Here is a 14,510-nt window from a genome sequence, read left to right as displayed (position 1 = left end):
GGTCTGTTAAAATTAAAAATAGTAACAAAAAGGGAATAGAATTTATGCACTCAAAAAACATTTATTAATATAAAAAAACCGGCCAAGATAATTGACGCGAACCGGACAAAGTAATTGACATCTGATAAAGAATGTTAAAATAATCGAAAATCCCAACTGGTTGATTGCTGCTGCCCCCAACTTTGGCAAAAGAGAATAAGGCAAACGACATCAACCCTGAAACGATGAGCATTTCACTCCAAGCCATTTTGCGTTTCAAGAAAACAAATACCGTGATAAACAATCTCGAAACATAGAAAAATAAACAAAATATAAGAACAACCTGGCGGGTATAATCACCATTTATTGCATATGGTTTTAAGCAGGGAATCAGTTCGTTAACATTTTTAAACATTAAATAGCCAGCCAATAAACTTGCACTAATAATGGAGATCATAAATAAACATTTTGGGAAAAGGGAAAAATCATTTTCATCTTTAAAAAACATTTTAAACTCGATTCTTTCTTTTTGGGATGAGATATCTTTGTATGAAAAATAATATTTTTCAATTATCAAAATAAAAACATGTTTTCAATCAGCATTTTTAATTCCACATATACAAAAGAACTCACAATCAAATTAGCAAAACCTTTCATTAAATTATATTGGAGTAGTCTGCACATGCGCCTTGAAGCCCAACCCCCGATAGTTGTTTTGGAAGTCCTCACTCAATTTTATTTTTTACTCGTGCCTGTATATACCATTAAGTCAACACTATGAATTAAACACTTTACAATATTTCATAGTGTTGCTATAGGAAAATAATCCAAGCCAACGACTTCTAATATGTTCTAATAATCTATCTCCATATTCAAAAACTCAACCTTGGACAAAGCACTTTAATTATGAACTAAGGAGAGCCATTAATTATGAATAAAACTGCTTTGATTACCGGTGCATCAGTCGGGATTGGTTTTGAATTAAGTAAAATTTTCGCAAGAAACGGTTACAATCTTGTGCTGGTTTCAAGAACCCAAAAAAAACTTAAAGCTAACGCCAAGGAATTGGAAAGTAAACATGGCATTCAAGCTAAGGTGATATCAAAAGACTTATCACAATCCACTGCCCCTCAAGAACTTTACGATGAAATCGTTGCAGGTGGCATCGAAATTACTGTGCTTGTCAACAACGCAGGATTTGGACTTAATGGAAAATTCGTTGATATTAATAAAGACAAACAGATGGAGCTAATACAACTTAACATCACATCGCTTACCATATTATCCAAATTGTTCGGTGCAGATATGGTGAAAAGGCGATCTGGCCAGATTCTTAATGTCGCTTCAACGGCAGCTTTTCTGGCTGGCCCTTTTATGAGCACTTATTACGCATCAAAGGCATATGTGCTGTTATTTTCTGAAGGCATCAGAAATGAGTTTGCAAAATATGGTGTCGATGTCTCCGCTCTATGCCCTGGACCTACCCATACTGAATTTGGTGAGCGAGCTGAGATGAACCATACTAAGCTCCTCAACGTACCGTGGGTTATGACTGCTGCTGAAGTTGCTGAGATTGGATTCGCAGGATTGATGAATAAAAAGAAAGTAATAATCCCAGGTATCATGAATAAAATTCTGGCTTTTAGTACACGACTAACCCCACGCTCTCTTTTGGTTTTAATAACCCGTTATTTAAATCAATAATAATTATCACTACCCATAATTGTAAAGGAGAGAAGACATGATTGGAGCATTGATTGCAAAAAGTAAAGTTACTTCTTCTTACGACTTGCTAAACAGAAAAGATATAGATAGCTTCCTCGCAAACTGGCACGATGAATCAACTTTTATCTACCCGGGCAATATCGGTGCGGGTGGAGAATTCAAGGGCAAGAAAGCAATAAAAGAATTTTTCCAGAAACTTTTCGAACAATTCCCAACCTTCAATATAACTCTTAAAAATGTTTGTGTAAAAAACATAATTGATTTTGTAGGTACTAATGTTGTCACTGTTGAATGGCTCGAGGAAAATATAAACAAAAACGGTGATAAAGTTCAAGTTAGTGGTGTGACCGTTATTACTCTAAAGTTTGGGAAGGCAACCTATGCGAAAGATTATATCTTCACCACGGATGAAGAACTAAAAAAAGCCTGGGGTGAATAACTGGCTATATCAATAACAGTTAGGCACTGAGTCAAAATTAAATCGGCCATTTTATTCATCATAGCACAATATATCGACTGCCCATTTTCCAATTCCTTCTATTCGCCAGTTATAAACTCAAACGATGCAATACGATTGCTACAGGACATATCCAGAGGAGCGGATATAAATACACCGGATTAAAAATCAATCAACGTTCTCCGGTAAACGGTAAATCCGGAGAAAGTATCATAACACGCTCATGGAAACATGACCGTTTGGAGGAGTGTAAAATAATGCTCAATGAATATTGGGGTGTTATTCAGGGCTCGATGATATTCTACACCTCAGACAGAGCCTCAATGTAGTCTGTTTTTCTATTATAATTGATACCCGATTTTCTGAATATTTCTTTCCTGATCCAGCTTTTGTGTTAAAGGAAAAGTGTCCCCTGACTATCTATTTATATGGGGTTTCGGCGGGAAACCAACAACGATCACTGGCATTTTTATAAAAAATCATCACATCCTTATCGTTAGGTTAGCCCTGTTAATAGCAGCAGATATTGACAGTAGTGACCACATCGACGCTTCCTGGGCTATCATCATTTCCAAAATAACCGATATATCGGTTCAGAACACATAGCTGAGGAATGAGAGGACAAAGCCGGGGCTGATGCAGCAGATTCTTTTGCCGGTTCTAAGTTTGGCATGGACCAGGATACCGCCTGAATGAGCTTTAATCTCGTGTTGGGTAAGCTTGCTCTCATAACAAACTGAACCCCATTACTGGATATCTTTAACGCTGATGTCAATTGGTATGAGCTGGAAAAACAGTTTGACGATCGTATCCTTTTTGAAGAGGATGATAAGATGGATTGAAAGTGTTTCTGTTTTTTTTTGTCTGACGTGGACCCCGGGTTGTAGTATCATCTTTAAAAAATAATTCTATGCAATGTCAGGAGCAAAATATGCCGGTCATGTCTTTGGCCGGTTTTTTTATTGGCCTTTTGTATATTTTGCCCCTTTTGCACATAGGGTTTAAAAGCTGAGCCAAGCTTAAATTTTTCTATTTGAGGTTGCTATTGGGTTGTTAGAGGGAAGGTACAAAACAAGAAGGGTTTAACCGAAAACGGCTAAACCCTTCTTAGAAGCTGGTACCGGAGGCGAGACTTGAACTCGCAAGGGCTTGCGCCCGGAGGATTTTGAGTTCCTTTTGTACCAAATCAGAATTTTTAGTTTTTTCAAATCCTTAACTGATGGACCTTTCGGAGCCTTACTTTTGGTTTCGGTTGGTTTTATTTGTAACTGCTTGACCTTGACGGGCACAATTTAGGCACAGCATAAATTTAGCTTGATGCTGTATAACTTGACCAATGTAACCAAGAGTGTTACTGTGTAACTATGATTGCAAATTTTCGACACAAATGGCTCCAGAACTTTTTTGTCGACGATGTCAATCATAAAAAATTACCAGCTTCAATTCGAGATGCTCTTTTCAGAAAGTTGCAGATAATTGATGATGCAACATGCGATTTAGATTTACGGAGTCCTCCAAGCAACCATTTTGAGAAATTGATAGGGACATTGAAAGGAAAACATTCCATAAGGGTGAACAAACAATGGCGGTTGATTTTTACCTGGAATGACTTAAGAGGGGAAGCTGAAGATATTTATCTGGATAACCATGATTATAAATCATGAGGTAGAAAATGATTGTTACAAAGCGTAAACCGGTAAACGTTGGAGAGATCCTCACAGAGGAATATCTTAAACCACTGGAGATCACTCAGGGACAAGTGGCTCATGCAATGGGGGTAAGCCGCAGGACAGTCAATGAACTGTGTACGGGAAAAAGGGCAATAACTGTTGATACTGCTTTGATGTTGGCAAGAGTATTTGAAAACACCCCAGAATTCTGGTTAAATCTACAAAGGCGTATCGACATATGGAACGTTCTACATAACCCTGAGCGAAAAGCCAGGATAGAAAAAGCCCGATCCCTCAGAAGTGCCTTTGCTTGATTCTGAAAATAAATTGTGAAACCAGCACTAATAATGGGCTGCTCTATCTAACTCTTAGTGTATTCTATTCAAATTTCCTGATATCGGAACGGATCAGGATGATATTATCACCAAAATGAATTCTATAAACCTATTGGAAAACCTCATGGCTAACATGAAATGAGTTCTTGTTGGTTTTTCGAAAAACAAAAAGGGTTTAACCGTTAAACGGCTAAACCCTTTTTAAAAGCTGGTACCGGAGGCGAGACTTGAACTCGCAAGGGCTTGCGCCCGGAGGATTTTGAGTCCTCTGCGTCTACCAATTCCACCACTCCGGCAGGAATTGTTCATTTTTAAGGGAAAATATGAATTTTGTCAATGAAATTATGGAAAGTTTTGGTATCAAATTGCCAGGACCTGGTTGATCTGGTCTGCCGAAACTTCTCCTTCCCGGAGAATATGACTACAGGAGCCTGTTACATCTACAATGGTTGACCCGGCACCGCCCTTTAAACTGCCGGCGTCCAGTATCAGGTCTGCCTGGTGGATAATGGCGGCATCCAGCTGGCTGATCCGGTGGCAACTGTTCTGTCCCGACAGGTTGGCGCTGGTCCCGGTAATGGGAAATCCCAGGGATTCAACAAGGGCCCTGGCAACGGGATGTAATGGCAGTCTGACCCCTATTTTTCCGGTGCCGGCCGTTAAAAGTTCAGGGATATGCTTTTTGGCTTCAAACACCAGGGTCAGGTTGCCGGGCCAGAAGGCATCCATGAGTTTCCGGGCCGTTTGGGGAATGGATGTGACCAGGTCCGGGAGCAGGGCACTGTCCGGTATAAGGACCAGGATCGGGTTGTTCAAGGGCCGCTGTTTTAGGTGAAAAACGGCTTCAACGGCTTTTTCATCCAATGCCCGGGTTGCCACCCCATACAGACATTTGGCCGGAAAGATCACGATGCCATTGCTTCGGAGGATCTTTCCGGCGGTGAGAATAGTGTCGGATGCCGGGATTACAGGATCAATGGAGACTATTTTTTGTTTTATCATGCAAACGATTGTGCTTTTTTATTGACCTTGTCTGCCATCTCCTGTTTAAAGGTCAACAGTTTTTCCGCTATCACAGGGTCGGAGATCGCAAGGATCTGGGCCGCAGAAATACCGGCATTATACGCCCCTGATTTTCCGATGGCCATGGTGGACACCGGAATTCCTGGGGGCATTTGTACCGTGGCCAGCAAGGCATCCATGCCCTGGAGGGCCGAAGAATCGATGGGAACCCCTAAAACAGGAAGGGTTGTGTGGGCAGCAATCACTCCTGCCAGGTGGGCGGCATGGCCGGCACCGCAGATGAGAACCTTAATCCCTTTTCTTTTGGCATCACTGGCCAGTTTAGCGGCCCTGTCAGGGGTTCTGTGAGCCGAGGCCACTGTGACCGTGTAGGGGATATCAAATTTTTTCAGCAGGGATAATGCATTTTCCATGACTGGAAAATCAGAGTCACTTCCCATGATGATACCCACCCGGGGGGGGATGGAAAGGCGGGTTAACGCTTTGGCACCGATATCTTTTCGATAGAAGTGCTGGGTAAAAGACAATTTTTCACAGGCTTCATATGCCCTGTCAATGGCTTGTTTAACGGTTTTTCCCAGGGAGGTGACCCCAAGGACCCGACCACCGGATGTCACGACCTTCCCGTCTTTCAGTGCTGTACCGGCATGAAAAACAACGGTATCTTCAATGGCGTTGGCCGCATCAAGTCCGAAAATTTCTTCCCCTGTTTCATAGGCGCCGGGATAACCGCCGGAAGACACCACCACACACACGGCCGCCCGCGGGTCGATTTGTGTGGAATGATTGTGCAGGGTGCCGTCACAGCAGGCTTCCATCAAGGGCACCAGGTCATTTTCCAGTCTCATGAGAATGGGCTGGGTTTCAGGGTCTCCCAATCGTGTGTTAAATTCAAGGACGTTTATCTGGTCTTTATCCACCATAAGGCCGGCATAGAGGACCCCCTTGAACGGGGTGCCTTCTTTGGCCATGCCCTGTACAGCCGGGATCATGACCTCTTTCATGGCGCGTTCACGAAGCAGGTGGTCCAGTACCGGTGCAGGTGAATATGCACCCATCCCGCCGGTATTGGGGCCTTGATCATCATCAAAGATCCGTTTATGATCCTGGGATTCCGGCAGCGCCAGAACCGTCTTTCCATCGGTCAATACAATAAAAGAGGCTTCTTCTCCTTTCAGGCATTCTTCCACCACCACAACGGCCCCGGCATCTCCAAAGGCATTGTCATTGATCATGGCATCAATGGCCGTATTGGCTTCTTCCAGGGTGGAACAGATGATCACCCCTTTTCCTGCGGCCAGGCCGTCGGCCTTGACCACGCAGGGTGCACCAAGGGATTTGGCATAGACTTTGGCTTTGGCAGCATCTGTGAACGCTTTTCCCCGGGCACAGGGGATATGGTATTTTTGCATGTGGCGTTTGGAAAACACTTTGCTGCCTTCAAGTCTTGCTGCGGCCCTGCTGGGACCGAATACGGCCAGGCCCATGTCCTGAAAAACATCAACAATGCCATTTACCAGGGGGCCTTCCGGGCCGACCACGGTGAGATCAATCTCATTTTCCCGGGCAAAGGCAGCAAGACCTTCAATATCTTCGGCATTGATGGGAACTGATTCCGCAAGGGTCTGGGTACCGGCGTTTCCCGGAGCGCAATAGATCTTTTCCACCATCGGGCTTTTTGATATTTTCCATACCAGTGTATGTTCACGGCCACCACCACCCACGACTAGAATTTTCATCTTGCTCTCCTTAGGTTTTGTTTTGTATGTTCTTTAATTGACAATTGAATCAGTTCATCTAAGAGTTCGGTAAACGTGTACCCTGCCACCTGTGCAGACTGGGGGTAAAGGCTGGTTGCGGTCATTCCCGGAATGGTATTGGTTTCAAGAACGGATACGTCTGTGTCGTGAAGGATCAGATCGGTTCTGGAATATCCTTTCAGAAAAAGGGCTTGATGGGCTTTGATGGCAAGCGCCTGGACTTTTTTTGTGGTTATGTCATCAATGCGGGCAGGACAGATTTCCTGGGTTTCCCCGGGTATATATTTCGCCTTGTAGTCGAAAAATTCATGGCCTTCACCCGGAAGAATTTCAATGACCGGCAATGCTTCCAGCTCATCATTTCCCAGAACGCCACAGGTCAGTTCAATCCCTTTGAGGTATGTTTCAAGGAGGATGCAGTCATCATGGTCAAAACCCAGACGAATCGCTGCTTCAAGGTCTGCTGCGTCCTTGACAATGGTCATGCCGACACTGGATCCGGCACAGGCCGGTTTGACAACCAGTGGTAACCCCAGGGTTTCTATGACCTTTGATAAGGAAATTTTTTCGTTCATGGAAAACGAAAGGTACGGGGGCGTGGGAATTTGGGCTGCATCATACAGCCTTTTGGCCACCAGTTTGTTCATGGCCATGGCACTGCCTAGAACGCCTGCACCCTGGTAAGGAATGTCCAGCAGATCCAGAAGTCCCTGGACGGTGCCATCTTCTCCAAACGGACCGTGCAGGATGATCAGGGCGGCATCAATGTTTTCTGCATTAATGATCAGCTGTTTCAGATCGATTTTGGGATCATACAGGGTGATATCATACTTGTCTTTGTCAAGGGCCTCAAATACCTGTTTGCCGCTGTTAAGGGAAACCGCTCTTTCTGAAGAGACACCACCGGATAAAAGCGCCAACCGTATTTTCGCCATAGAAACCTCCTGTTTTATCCTTGGATAATGTTTTGTTTCGCCTTTTCAAATTCTTCCTGGGTGATAAGATCCTTTCTGAACAGGGCGGTCAACTCTAGAATCTTTCGTTCGGTCCTGTGGACAGTATCCTCAAGGAGCCGACTGTTTGGATGCGCTAACGGTTGATGATCAATGCGCAGGGAATGGTTTTCTTTTGCAGCGATTTTAAAAGAGGCAAGTCCGCCAAGGAGTTTGATTTCAACGGTCCTGTCCTGGAATTCCGGCATGGAGAGGATGTCTTTGATATCGGTGGAGCTGTTTTTCATCCGTCTATAGAACACCCAGGCAATTGCCAGGACTAAAATACCGATACTGCCCATTATCCAGGGGAGGTATTGATATACCCCTCTGAACAAGATAATGCTGACGCCTACGCCGGCCAGCAAAAGAACATGTAGCAGCAGAATGAAATAAGCGGTAAAAATACTTCTGAACAATCCGTCTTTATCTTTGTTTTTAAAATTCATGAGATCTTTTTAATAATAGTGTTTCGATATTCATCAGACAAGAGGGCAGAACACTGTCTGTCTCCCCTTATGGTATTTAGTTTGGTTATAAGATAGTTCAATTTTTTTTGAATGGGAAGCCTTTCGGGGGAATCCACGTGGACTGCATCCAGTAATTGTTCTACCCGAGAGATCTTTTTTTTAAGGTCAAGTTCAGGTGGAAGAAATCCTGAATTTTTCAGTATTTTGTGCGCAAGACGTAACTCTTCAGGAACATGCTGGTCCTCAAATTTTAACGGCTTGTTGGCCCCTTCCAGATTATCAAATTCCCCTTCTTTCTGTGCTTTTTTTATCCGTTGTTCAACAATTGCTTCAAATCCTGGAATCATAAAATATAGTCACTCCTGAAAATAATTAAAGGTCAAATATTTGGGCATCCCATTTTATTAGGCTTTTGATTTTATTAAACCCTTAAGTGATTTGCAAGGGATATTTTCTTGACACGGAATAGGCAATACTGTATCAGATATCATTTTAATGGTAAAATTTATCAAGAGCTGATGCATGAAATCCGAGCAAAAAAGAAGGATTGTTCTAATTGTTTTTCTGATTTTTTTTATGCTGCTCAGTATCTGTGTGGCCGGAAATGATATGGTAGCAAAGCCGATGCCGGCATATGAAGACCTTTTTGAGGGCTTTGTGTATTATGCAGACAAACAGAAGACTGCATTGAAATCGGTGAAAATCAGGTTTGCCGCCACACTGGATTCGCACCAGCTGGGCCGGGAAATTATTAAAACACTGATTGCCGGCCCATCATTGCCATCCCTTGAACCAACCTGGCCTGCAGATGCCACCATCAATTCATTTTTTATTACCGATGAAGGTGCTGCATATGTTGATCTGAATTTGAAACAGGGTCGGCTGGACAATATGGATACCCAGTCAGAGCTGTTGGCCCTGTATTCAATGGTAAATTCCTTAACATTAAATATTCCAAAAATAAAACGGGTTAAGCTGCTGATTCAGGGTAAGGATGCAATGACCCTTGCCGGTCATATCGACCTTGAATATTTTTATCAAACAAATATGTTGATTGTAAAATGAGCCAAAAAAAAATAAGCCAGTTTAGAAATATCGGGATCATGGCCCACATTGATGCGGGTAAAACTACGGTGACGGAACGGATTCTTTATTATACCGGAAAATCCTATAAGATCGGTGAGGTTCATGATGGGGAAGCAGTCATGGACTGGATGCAGGATGAACAGGACCGGGGGATCACCATTACCTCTGCTGTGACCACCTGTAAATGGAACCAGTCGGTTATCCAGATTATTGATACACCGGGTCATGTGGATTTTACCGTTGAAGTGGAACGGGCCTTGAGGGTTCTGGACGGTGCCATTGGCGTCTTCTGTGCGGTAGGGGGGGTTGAACCCCAGTCAGAGACTGTCTGGCGACAGGCAGATCGGTATTCAGTGCCCCGGATGGCGTTTATTAACAAAATGGACAGGGTCGGTGCGGATTTTTTTGGTGCCGTCAACTCCATCAGGGAAACGTTGAGGGCCAATCCTGTGATGCTGCAACTGCCCATGGGGTCGGAAGACACGTTTTCAGGAATCATCGATCTGGTCCACATGAAGCAGATCACCTGGGATGATGAAACCAAGGGTGCAGAATATGCAACAGATGACATTGCGCCTGAATTTGAACAGATCGCTGATGAGTATCGGGAAAAACTGCTGGAAGCCATATCGGAAGTCAATGATGAGATAATGGAAAAATATCTTTCGGAAGAAGATATCCCCGTTGACGAGATGATGGTTGCCATACGGGCGGCTACGATTTCACGGCAGATTGTTCCGGTTTTTTGTGGCAGTGCTTTGAAAAACAAAGGTATTCAACCCTTACTGGATGGGATATCCGCTTATTTACCCAGTCCCCTGGATGTTCCACCCGTTAAAGGCATCCATCCGGAAACCGGGGATGAACTGGTATTTTTGCCCCGGAAAAAAGGCCCGCTTGCGGCGTTGATTTTCAAAGTTTCCATGATCGAAGGCCGGAAACTTTCTTTTGCCAGGATCTATTCGGGTAAAATAATGGCAGGATCGGAGGTGTTTAATCCCCTTTTGAAGAAAAAAGAAAAATTGTCCAGGATTCTGCAAATGCATGCCAACAAAAGAGAACGGTTAGATGAGGCTTCTGCAGGTGAAATTGTGGGGATTGTCGGCCTTAAGGAGTCTGGAACGGGGGATACCCTGTGTTCCCAGGATTCGCCTGTTTTCCTGGAGAAAATGGAATATGCGGATCCTGTCATTTCCATTGCCATTGAACCCAAAACCCATGCAGACCAGGAAAAAATCGACAGTGTTCTTGAAAAGTTTACCATTGAAGATCCGACCTTAACGGTGAGAAAAGATGAGGAAACCGGTCAGACAATTCTATCCGGTATGGGGGAACTTCATCTCGAGATTATCATTTCAAGAATGTTGAAAGAGTTTAAAACCAATGTAAATGTGGGAAATCCACAAGTTGTCTATCGGGAAATCCTGACGGCCCAGACAACGGGCCGTGCGGTGTTTGAAAGAGAAATTTCAGGAAAAGCTCATTATGCACGTGTGGGTATCCGCCTTGTGCCGTTGAACCGAGGAGAGGGAATTACCTTTGCATCCACTGCCGGGGAGGATCAGATTCCTGAACAATATATCCCGGCGATTGAAAAGGGTATCCGGGAAAGTCTGGAGGGTGGATATCTCAAAGGGTATCCCCTGGTTGATATTGCCATTGTGGTTGAAGATGGGGAATTTGATGAACGAAGTTCCGAGCTTGGGTTTTCCGTATGTGCTGCCATGGCCTGTAAAGATGCGTTGGATAATGCCTCTATAGGTCTTCTTGAACCGATCATGGAAGTGGAGGTGCTTGTTCCGGATGCTCACATGGGAGATGCCATATCGGATCTGAATGCCCGGGGGGGAAAAGTGGAATCCATCAATTCAAAAGCCGGCATCCAGATCGTAAAAGCCGTTGTGCCTCTGGCTAAAATGTTTGGATATTCCACGGCACTTCGATCGGCCAGCCAGGGCAGGGGAACCTTTTCCATGAAGTTTTCCCGGTTTGACAAGGTGTGATGACACAGGGGGGCAATACAAAAATCACCCCCGATATTATTTTTTCTGCTTATCCCGGGTGGCTTCTTTTTTTAGACGGTTTAACAATTGGGTTGCTTTTTTTATGTCAGCGTCATCCGTTAAGTCGTCTAATGCCTTTTTCAAATGGACAATAGCCGTTTTATGGGTGTCGATTTCAGCATAGTATAGACCCAGATAATAATGGGAAAGGCCTTTTTCATTTTCAAGGGACAGAATATTTGCCAGGTGGTAGTATGCTTTGGGATATTGAGTCGGCGCCGCTTTTATAACGGTATTGAAAAGCGTTTTGGCCTTTGAAAGATGTCGCAATTCAAGATAGGCAGCGGCCTGGTGAAACTTGACCATCAGACCCACAACAGGATCTGACTCAATGCCATTCAACGCAACAAGGGCTTTTTCCGGCTCTCCATTCAGCAGATATATTCTCCCCATTTCCACAAGGATCATGGGATCAAAGGGGTGAATGGAAAGCGCTTTCCTTAAATGAAAGATAGCGTCTTCTCCCATGGATTTTCTGGAACAGACGAGCCCCATTCCATAATGGAGGGCCCCTGCATCAACGGTGGGAGGAATATCTCCCAATTGATTGGTGAGTTGATCAAATGTGGGCTTAATTTCTGCGTAAAGGCCTAACAGTCGGTACTTTACCATATCAAACCGGAAATCTTCAGGGCAGGGGACCTTTTTTTCCGGCGGGACGTAGCCGGAAAGAATGGTTTCTACATGGGCAATCCGCTCACCTGTCCCCGGATGGGTTTTTACATAATCCGGTATGCCTTCTGTTCCCCGATAGTCCGTGGCCCTTATTTTCATCAGGCCTGACAGGAGACCCTCCGGTGAAAAACAGCTTCTTTTTAAAAACATGATGCCTTTTTCATCTGCCTCGGTTTCATTGTCTCTGGTGAACGCCAGCATGGCGGTCTGGCCCAGGGCCATTGATCCTGTCATCAATGTTGCCCCGGCATTACCATTGGATTGACTGCCGATAATGGCACCGGCCAGCATTCCTGCCAGGCTCCCGATACTGAGAAATTTAGATCGGTCAATGGACTCGGATACATGACGGCTCACGGCATGGGCAATTTCATGCCCGATGATGCCTGCCAACTCATCAATGGAGTCAAGGGATGTAATCAATCCCCGATAGGCGAAAATATTGGCCCCGGCACTTGCAAAGGCATTGAAAACATCCTCGTCTACAATATAAAAAGAGTAGTCAAAGGGCTGGGGCGGCAGAAAAGAGAGGATGTGACGGCCGACCTGGGTTATCATATGGTTGGCAATGGGATCATTTAATATCATGTGCCGGTTATTTACCATTTCCATAAATTTTTCAGCGGCTTTGTTTTCTTCCGGAATAGAGATGGCAAGACTGCTGTTTACAGAGAATGAAACGAACAAAAGAACGCTGAAAAGCATCAGAATACATTTACCAGACATCACCCCTTTGTTTTTATTAAATATGAACAAATTCGGTGTGCTCCATTGCGATTTCAATTCGAAAATTGTAATGACCTATTTTAAAAGATAACCGCCTGTTTTCCCGGTAATCGGAATCAATGACAAGGGTGATGGAACTGTTCAGGGTCAGGGCTTTGGGCTGTCCTATCAAGGCATTCAGGTTGTATTGTCCTTCGATTTCCCGGGTCAGCTGTCCCATGATCTGGTTGGTAATTTCGCCGATGGTATCTGTGACGTCCGGGTCGGAAACGGTTGTGGCTAGTTCTTCTTTGGGCATTCCCATGGCCGTCATATAAGAGGTATAGATTTCAAATGCAGCATTGGCAGAAAAATTTATCACCACAAGCCCGTTATAGTCTCCATTGAACTGGACAAAACAGGTCAAATCGGGTTTCATGGATGTTTTAGGGATTTTCTGGATGGTCGAAGAATAGGTTACGTCCTGCTGGGTTACGGTTTGAAGCGTCCGCTGAGCGGTTTTCAAAAATAGTTTTGAAATTTCATCAATGGATGCCATTGGTTCGGGCATAGTCTCTCCTTTTAAATGGAACGATGACGTATTTTTAAATTATCGATAAATTTCCCTGAAAAGTCAAAAGGTTTGTTATCTTTCACCCCGCTTATAGGGTTCTCCAAGCATGGCTGGGGCATTTAATTTTCTGGGGTCTTTGAGGCTGATCAGGAACAGGATGATTAAGGTTGCCAGATAGGGAAGCATGGCCAGAAAATTGGGTGAAATCCCCAGGGGCTGCATCAAATACTGGACCACAAAAATACCGCCGAACAGGAAGGCTGCCCAGATGGCCCGCCCGGGGTTCCAGAGGGCAAAGATGGTCAGCGCAATGGCGATCCATCCTCTCCCGGCCGTCATTCCTTCTATCCAGGATTTGGAATAGGATATGGACAGGTGGGCCCCGGCAAGCGCGGAAAATCCACCACCGATGAGCACACTTAAATATCTCAGCCGGAAGACATTGACCCCTTGGGTTTCCGTGGCCCTTGGATTTTCACCCGTGGACCGGATCTGTATCCCCAGGCGGGTTCTTTCAAGAAAAAACCAGGCGACCAGGGCCAGAAAGATCGCCAGATAGAAAAAGGGGCTCTGGGTGAATAAAATTTTTCCCAGATAAGGGATATCCGATAAATAGGGAATGGTCCAGTCATCCATTTTTATGGAGAGGGGTTTGCCCACATAGGGTTTGCCGATCATGCCGGAAAGTCCTAACCCCAGCATGGTTAAGGCCAGTCCGGATACCACCTGGTTGGCCTGCAGGGTGATAGAAGCAAAGGCATGAATGATGGAAATGGCCATTCCTGCGCCAATGGCCACCAGAACACCCAGCCAGGGCTGACCGGTTGTTATGGTAACGATAAAGGCGGTCACTGCTCCCATTGCCATGACCCCTTCAACGCCGAGATTCAGGATGCCGGATCTTTCACAAATCACTTCACCTGTTGTGGCCAGGAGTAGGGGTGTTCCTGCAACCATGGCCCTTTGAAGTGTTGAAATAATAATATCTTCCATTCA

At 44.6% G+C, this 14,510-nt stretch carries 15 protein-coding genes and 1 tRNA gene; 6 read left to right on the top strand and 10 right to left on the bottom strand.

Features of this window, described 5'->3' with window-relative positions; genetic code table 11:
* Positions 1–64: 64 nt before the first annotated feature.
* Entirely contained in the window at positions 65–487 is a 423-nt protein-coding gene (locus Q1Q15_RS10555) for a hypothetical protein (protein WP_300459357.1), read from the bottom strand.
* A gap of 422 nt (positions 488–909) precedes the next feature.
* Here Q1Q15_RS10555 and Q1Q15_RS10550 point away from each other — a divergent pair, with 422 nt between their 5' ends.
* The 4 genes from Q1Q15_RS10550 to Q1Q15_RS10535 all read left to right on the top strand — a co-directional run bounded on the left by Q1Q15_RS10550 (position 910) and on the right by Q1Q15_RS10535 (position 4,145).
* Complete coding sequence (locus tag Q1Q15_RS10550) at positions 910–1,683, top strand: SDR family oxidoreductase (protein ID WP_300459355.1); 774 nt, start codon at positions 910–912, stop codon at positions 1,681–1,683.
* A gap of 37 nt (positions 1,684–1,720) precedes the next feature.
* Positions 1,721–2,143, top strand: a complete 423-nt coding sequence (locus Q1Q15_RS10545; RefSeq protein ID WP_300459353.1) for a nuclear transport factor 2 family protein — start codon at positions 1,721–1,723, stop codon at positions 2,141–2,143.
* A 1,382-nt stretch (positions 2,144–3,525) separates the two neighbouring features.
* The gene (locus Q1Q15_RS10540; RefSeq protein ID WP_300459351.1) at positions 3,526–3,825 is read left to right on the top strand and encodes a type II toxin-antitoxin system RelE/ParE family toxin; all 300 of its coding nucleotides are present in this window, start codon (positions 3,526–3,528) and stop codon (positions 3,823–3,825) included.
* Between the two features lie 8 nt (positions 3,826–3,833).
* On the top strand, positions 3,834–4,145 hold the full coding sequence (locus Q1Q15_RS10535) for a HigA family addiction module antitoxin (protein ID WP_300459350.1): 312 nt from the start codon (positions 3,834–3,836) through the stop codon (positions 4,143–4,145).
* A 230-nt stretch (positions 4,146–4,375) separates the two neighbouring features.
* Here the strand turns inward: Q1Q15_RS10535 and Q1Q15_RS10530 are convergent.
* The 6 genes from Q1Q15_RS10530 to Q1Q15_RS10505 all read right to left on the bottom strand — a co-directional run bounded on the left by Q1Q15_RS10530 (position 4,376) and on the right by Q1Q15_RS10505 (position 8,758).
* Positions 4,376–4,462 (bottom strand) — tRNA-Leu (locus tag Q1Q15_RS10530).
* A gap of 64 nt (positions 4,463–4,526) precedes the next feature.
* Positions 4,527–5,168 (bottom strand): L-threonylcarbamoyladenylate synthase, encoded by a 642-nt coding sequence (locus tag Q1Q15_RS10525; protein WP_300459348.1) that lies wholly within the window; start codon positions 5,166–5,168, stop codon positions 4,527–4,529.
* Positions 5,165–6,928, bottom strand: a complete 1,764-nt coding sequence (gene purD, locus Q1Q15_RS10520) for a phosphoribosylamine--glycine ligase (RefSeq protein ID WP_300459346.1) — start codon at positions 6,926–6,928, stop codon at positions 5,165–5,167. The genes Q1Q15_RS10525 and purD overlap by 4 nt, the downstream gene beginning before the upstream one ends.
* Positions 6,925–7,884, bottom strand: coding sequence for a D-alanine--D-alanine ligase (locus tag Q1Q15_RS10515; RefSeq protein WP_300459343.1), 960 nt, complete (start codon positions 7,882–7,884; stop codon positions 6,925–6,927). The genes purD and Q1Q15_RS10515 overlap by 4 nt, the downstream gene beginning before the upstream one ends.
* Positions 7,885–7,898: 14 nt before the next feature.
* On the bottom strand, positions 7,899–8,390 hold the full coding sequence (locus Q1Q15_RS10510) for an SHOCT domain-containing protein (protein ID WP_300459341.1): 492 nt from the start codon (positions 8,388–8,390) through the stop codon (positions 7,899–7,901).
* Positions 8,387–8,758 (bottom strand): DnaJ family domain-containing protein, encoded by a 372-nt coding sequence (locus Q1Q15_RS10505; protein WP_300459339.1) that lies wholly within the window; start codon positions 8,756–8,758, stop codon positions 8,387–8,389. Before Q1Q15_RS10505 ends, Q1Q15_RS10510 begins: the two co-directional genes overlap by 4 nt.
* Positions 8,759–8,933: 175 nt before the next feature.
* On the opposite strand from Q1Q15_RS10505, the gene Q1Q15_RS10500 reads away from it, so the two are divergent.
* On the top strand, positions 8,934–9,476 hold the full coding sequence (locus Q1Q15_RS10500) for a GerMN domain-containing protein (protein WP_300459337.1): 543 nt from the start codon (positions 8,934–8,936) through the stop codon (positions 9,474–9,476).
* Positions 9,473–11,500: an elongation factor G gene (gene fusA / locus Q1Q15_RS10495; RefSeq protein WP_300459335.1), complete on the top strand. Its 2,028-nt coding sequence runs from the start codon at positions 9,473–9,475 to the stop codon at positions 11,498–11,500. Before Q1Q15_RS10500 ends, fusA begins: the two co-directional genes overlap by 4 nt.
* A 36-nt stretch (positions 11,501–11,536) precedes the next feature.
* Here fusA and Q1Q15_RS10490 read toward each other — a convergent pair whose 3' ends face one another.
* The 3 genes from Q1Q15_RS10490 to Q1Q15_RS10480 form a co-directional block, all read right to left on the bottom strand.
* Positions 11,537–12,961 (bottom strand): M48 family metallopeptidase, encoded by a 1,425-nt coding sequence (locus Q1Q15_RS10490; protein WP_300459332.1) that lies wholly within the window; start codon positions 12,959–12,961, stop codon positions 11,537–11,539.
* Between the two features lie 16 nt (positions 12,962–12,977).
* A complete protein-coding gene (locus Q1Q15_RS10485; protein ID WP_300459329.1) occupies positions 12,978–13,511 on the bottom strand; it encodes a DUF3334 family protein in 534 nt (177 codons plus the stop codon).
* A 75-nt stretch (positions 13,512–13,586) separates the two neighbouring features.
* Positions 13,587–14,507, bottom strand: coding sequence for an ABC transporter permease (locus Q1Q15_RS10480; protein WP_300459327.1), 921 nt, complete (start codon positions 14,505–14,507; stop codon positions 13,587–13,589).
* Between the last annotated feature and the right edge of the window lie 3 nt (positions 14,508–14,510).

The sequence above is a fragment of the Desulfobacula sp. genome (assembly GCF_030145145.1).
GTDB lineage: Bacteria > Desulfobacterota > Desulfobacteria > Desulfobacterales > Desulfobacteraceae > Desulfobacula.
This window is presented reverse-complemented; position numbering and strand designations above follow the sequence as displayed.

Bases quoted from the DNA above. Each gene is read 5' to 3' on its own strand.
- Q1Q15_RS10490 (WP_300459332.1), bottom strand. From the start codon at position 12,961: ATGTCTGGTAAATGTATTCTGATGCTTTTCAGCGTTCTTTTGTTCGTT.
- Q1Q15_RS10500 (WP_300459337.1), top strand. From the start codon at position 8,934: ATGAAATCCGAGCAAAAAAGAAGGATTGTTCTAATTGTTTTTCTGATT.
- Q1Q15_RS10480 (WP_300459327.1), bottom strand. From the start codon at position 14,507: ATGGAAGATATTATTATTTCAACACTTCAAAGGGCCATGGTTGCAGGA.
- Q1Q15_RS10545 (WP_300459353.1), top strand. From the start codon at position 1,721: ATGATTGGAGCATTGATTGCAAAAAGTAAAGTTACTTCTTCTTACGAC.
- Q1Q15_RS10510 (WP_300459341.1), bottom strand. From the start codon at position 8,390: ATGAATTTTAAAAACAAAGATAAAGACGGATTGTTCAGAAGTATTTTT.
- Q1Q15_RS10550 (WP_300459355.1), top strand. From the start codon at position 910: ATGAATAAAACTGCTTTGATTACCGGTGCATCAGTCGGGATTGGTTTT.
- Q1Q15_RS10525 (WP_300459348.1), bottom strand. From the start codon at position 5,168: ATGATAAAACAAAAAATAGTCTCCATTGATCCTGTAATCCCGGCATCC.
- purD (WP_300459346.1), bottom strand. From the start codon at position 6,928: ATGAAAATTCTAGTCGTGGGTGGTGGTGGCCGTGAACATACACTGGTA.
- fusA (WP_300459335.1), top strand. From the start codon at position 9,473: ATGAGCCAAAAAAAAATAAGCCAGTTTAGAAATATCGGGATCATGGCC.
- Q1Q15_RS10505 (WP_300459339.1), bottom strand. From the start codon at position 8,758: ATGATTCCAGGATTTGAAGCAATTGTTGAACAACGGATAAAAAAAGCA.
- Q1Q15_RS10555 (WP_300459357.1), bottom strand. From the start codon at position 487: ATGTTTTTTAAAGATGAAAATGATTTTTCCCTTTTCCCAAAATGTTTA.
- Q1Q15_RS10485 (WP_300459329.1), bottom strand. From the start codon at position 13,511: ATGCCCGAACCAATGGCATCCATTGATGAAATTTCAAAACTATTTTTG.
- Q1Q15_RS10535 (WP_300459350.1), top strand. From the start codon at position 3,834: ATGATTGTTACAAAGCGTAAACCGGTAAACGTTGGAGAGATCCTCACA.
- Q1Q15_RS10515 (WP_300459343.1), bottom strand. From the start codon at position 7,884: ATGGCGAAAATACGGTTGGCGCTTTTATCCGGTGGTGTCTCTTCAGAA.
- Q1Q15_RS10540 (WP_300459351.1), top strand. From the start codon at position 3,526: ATGATTGCAAATTTTCGACACAAATGGCTCCAGAACTTTTTTGTCGAC.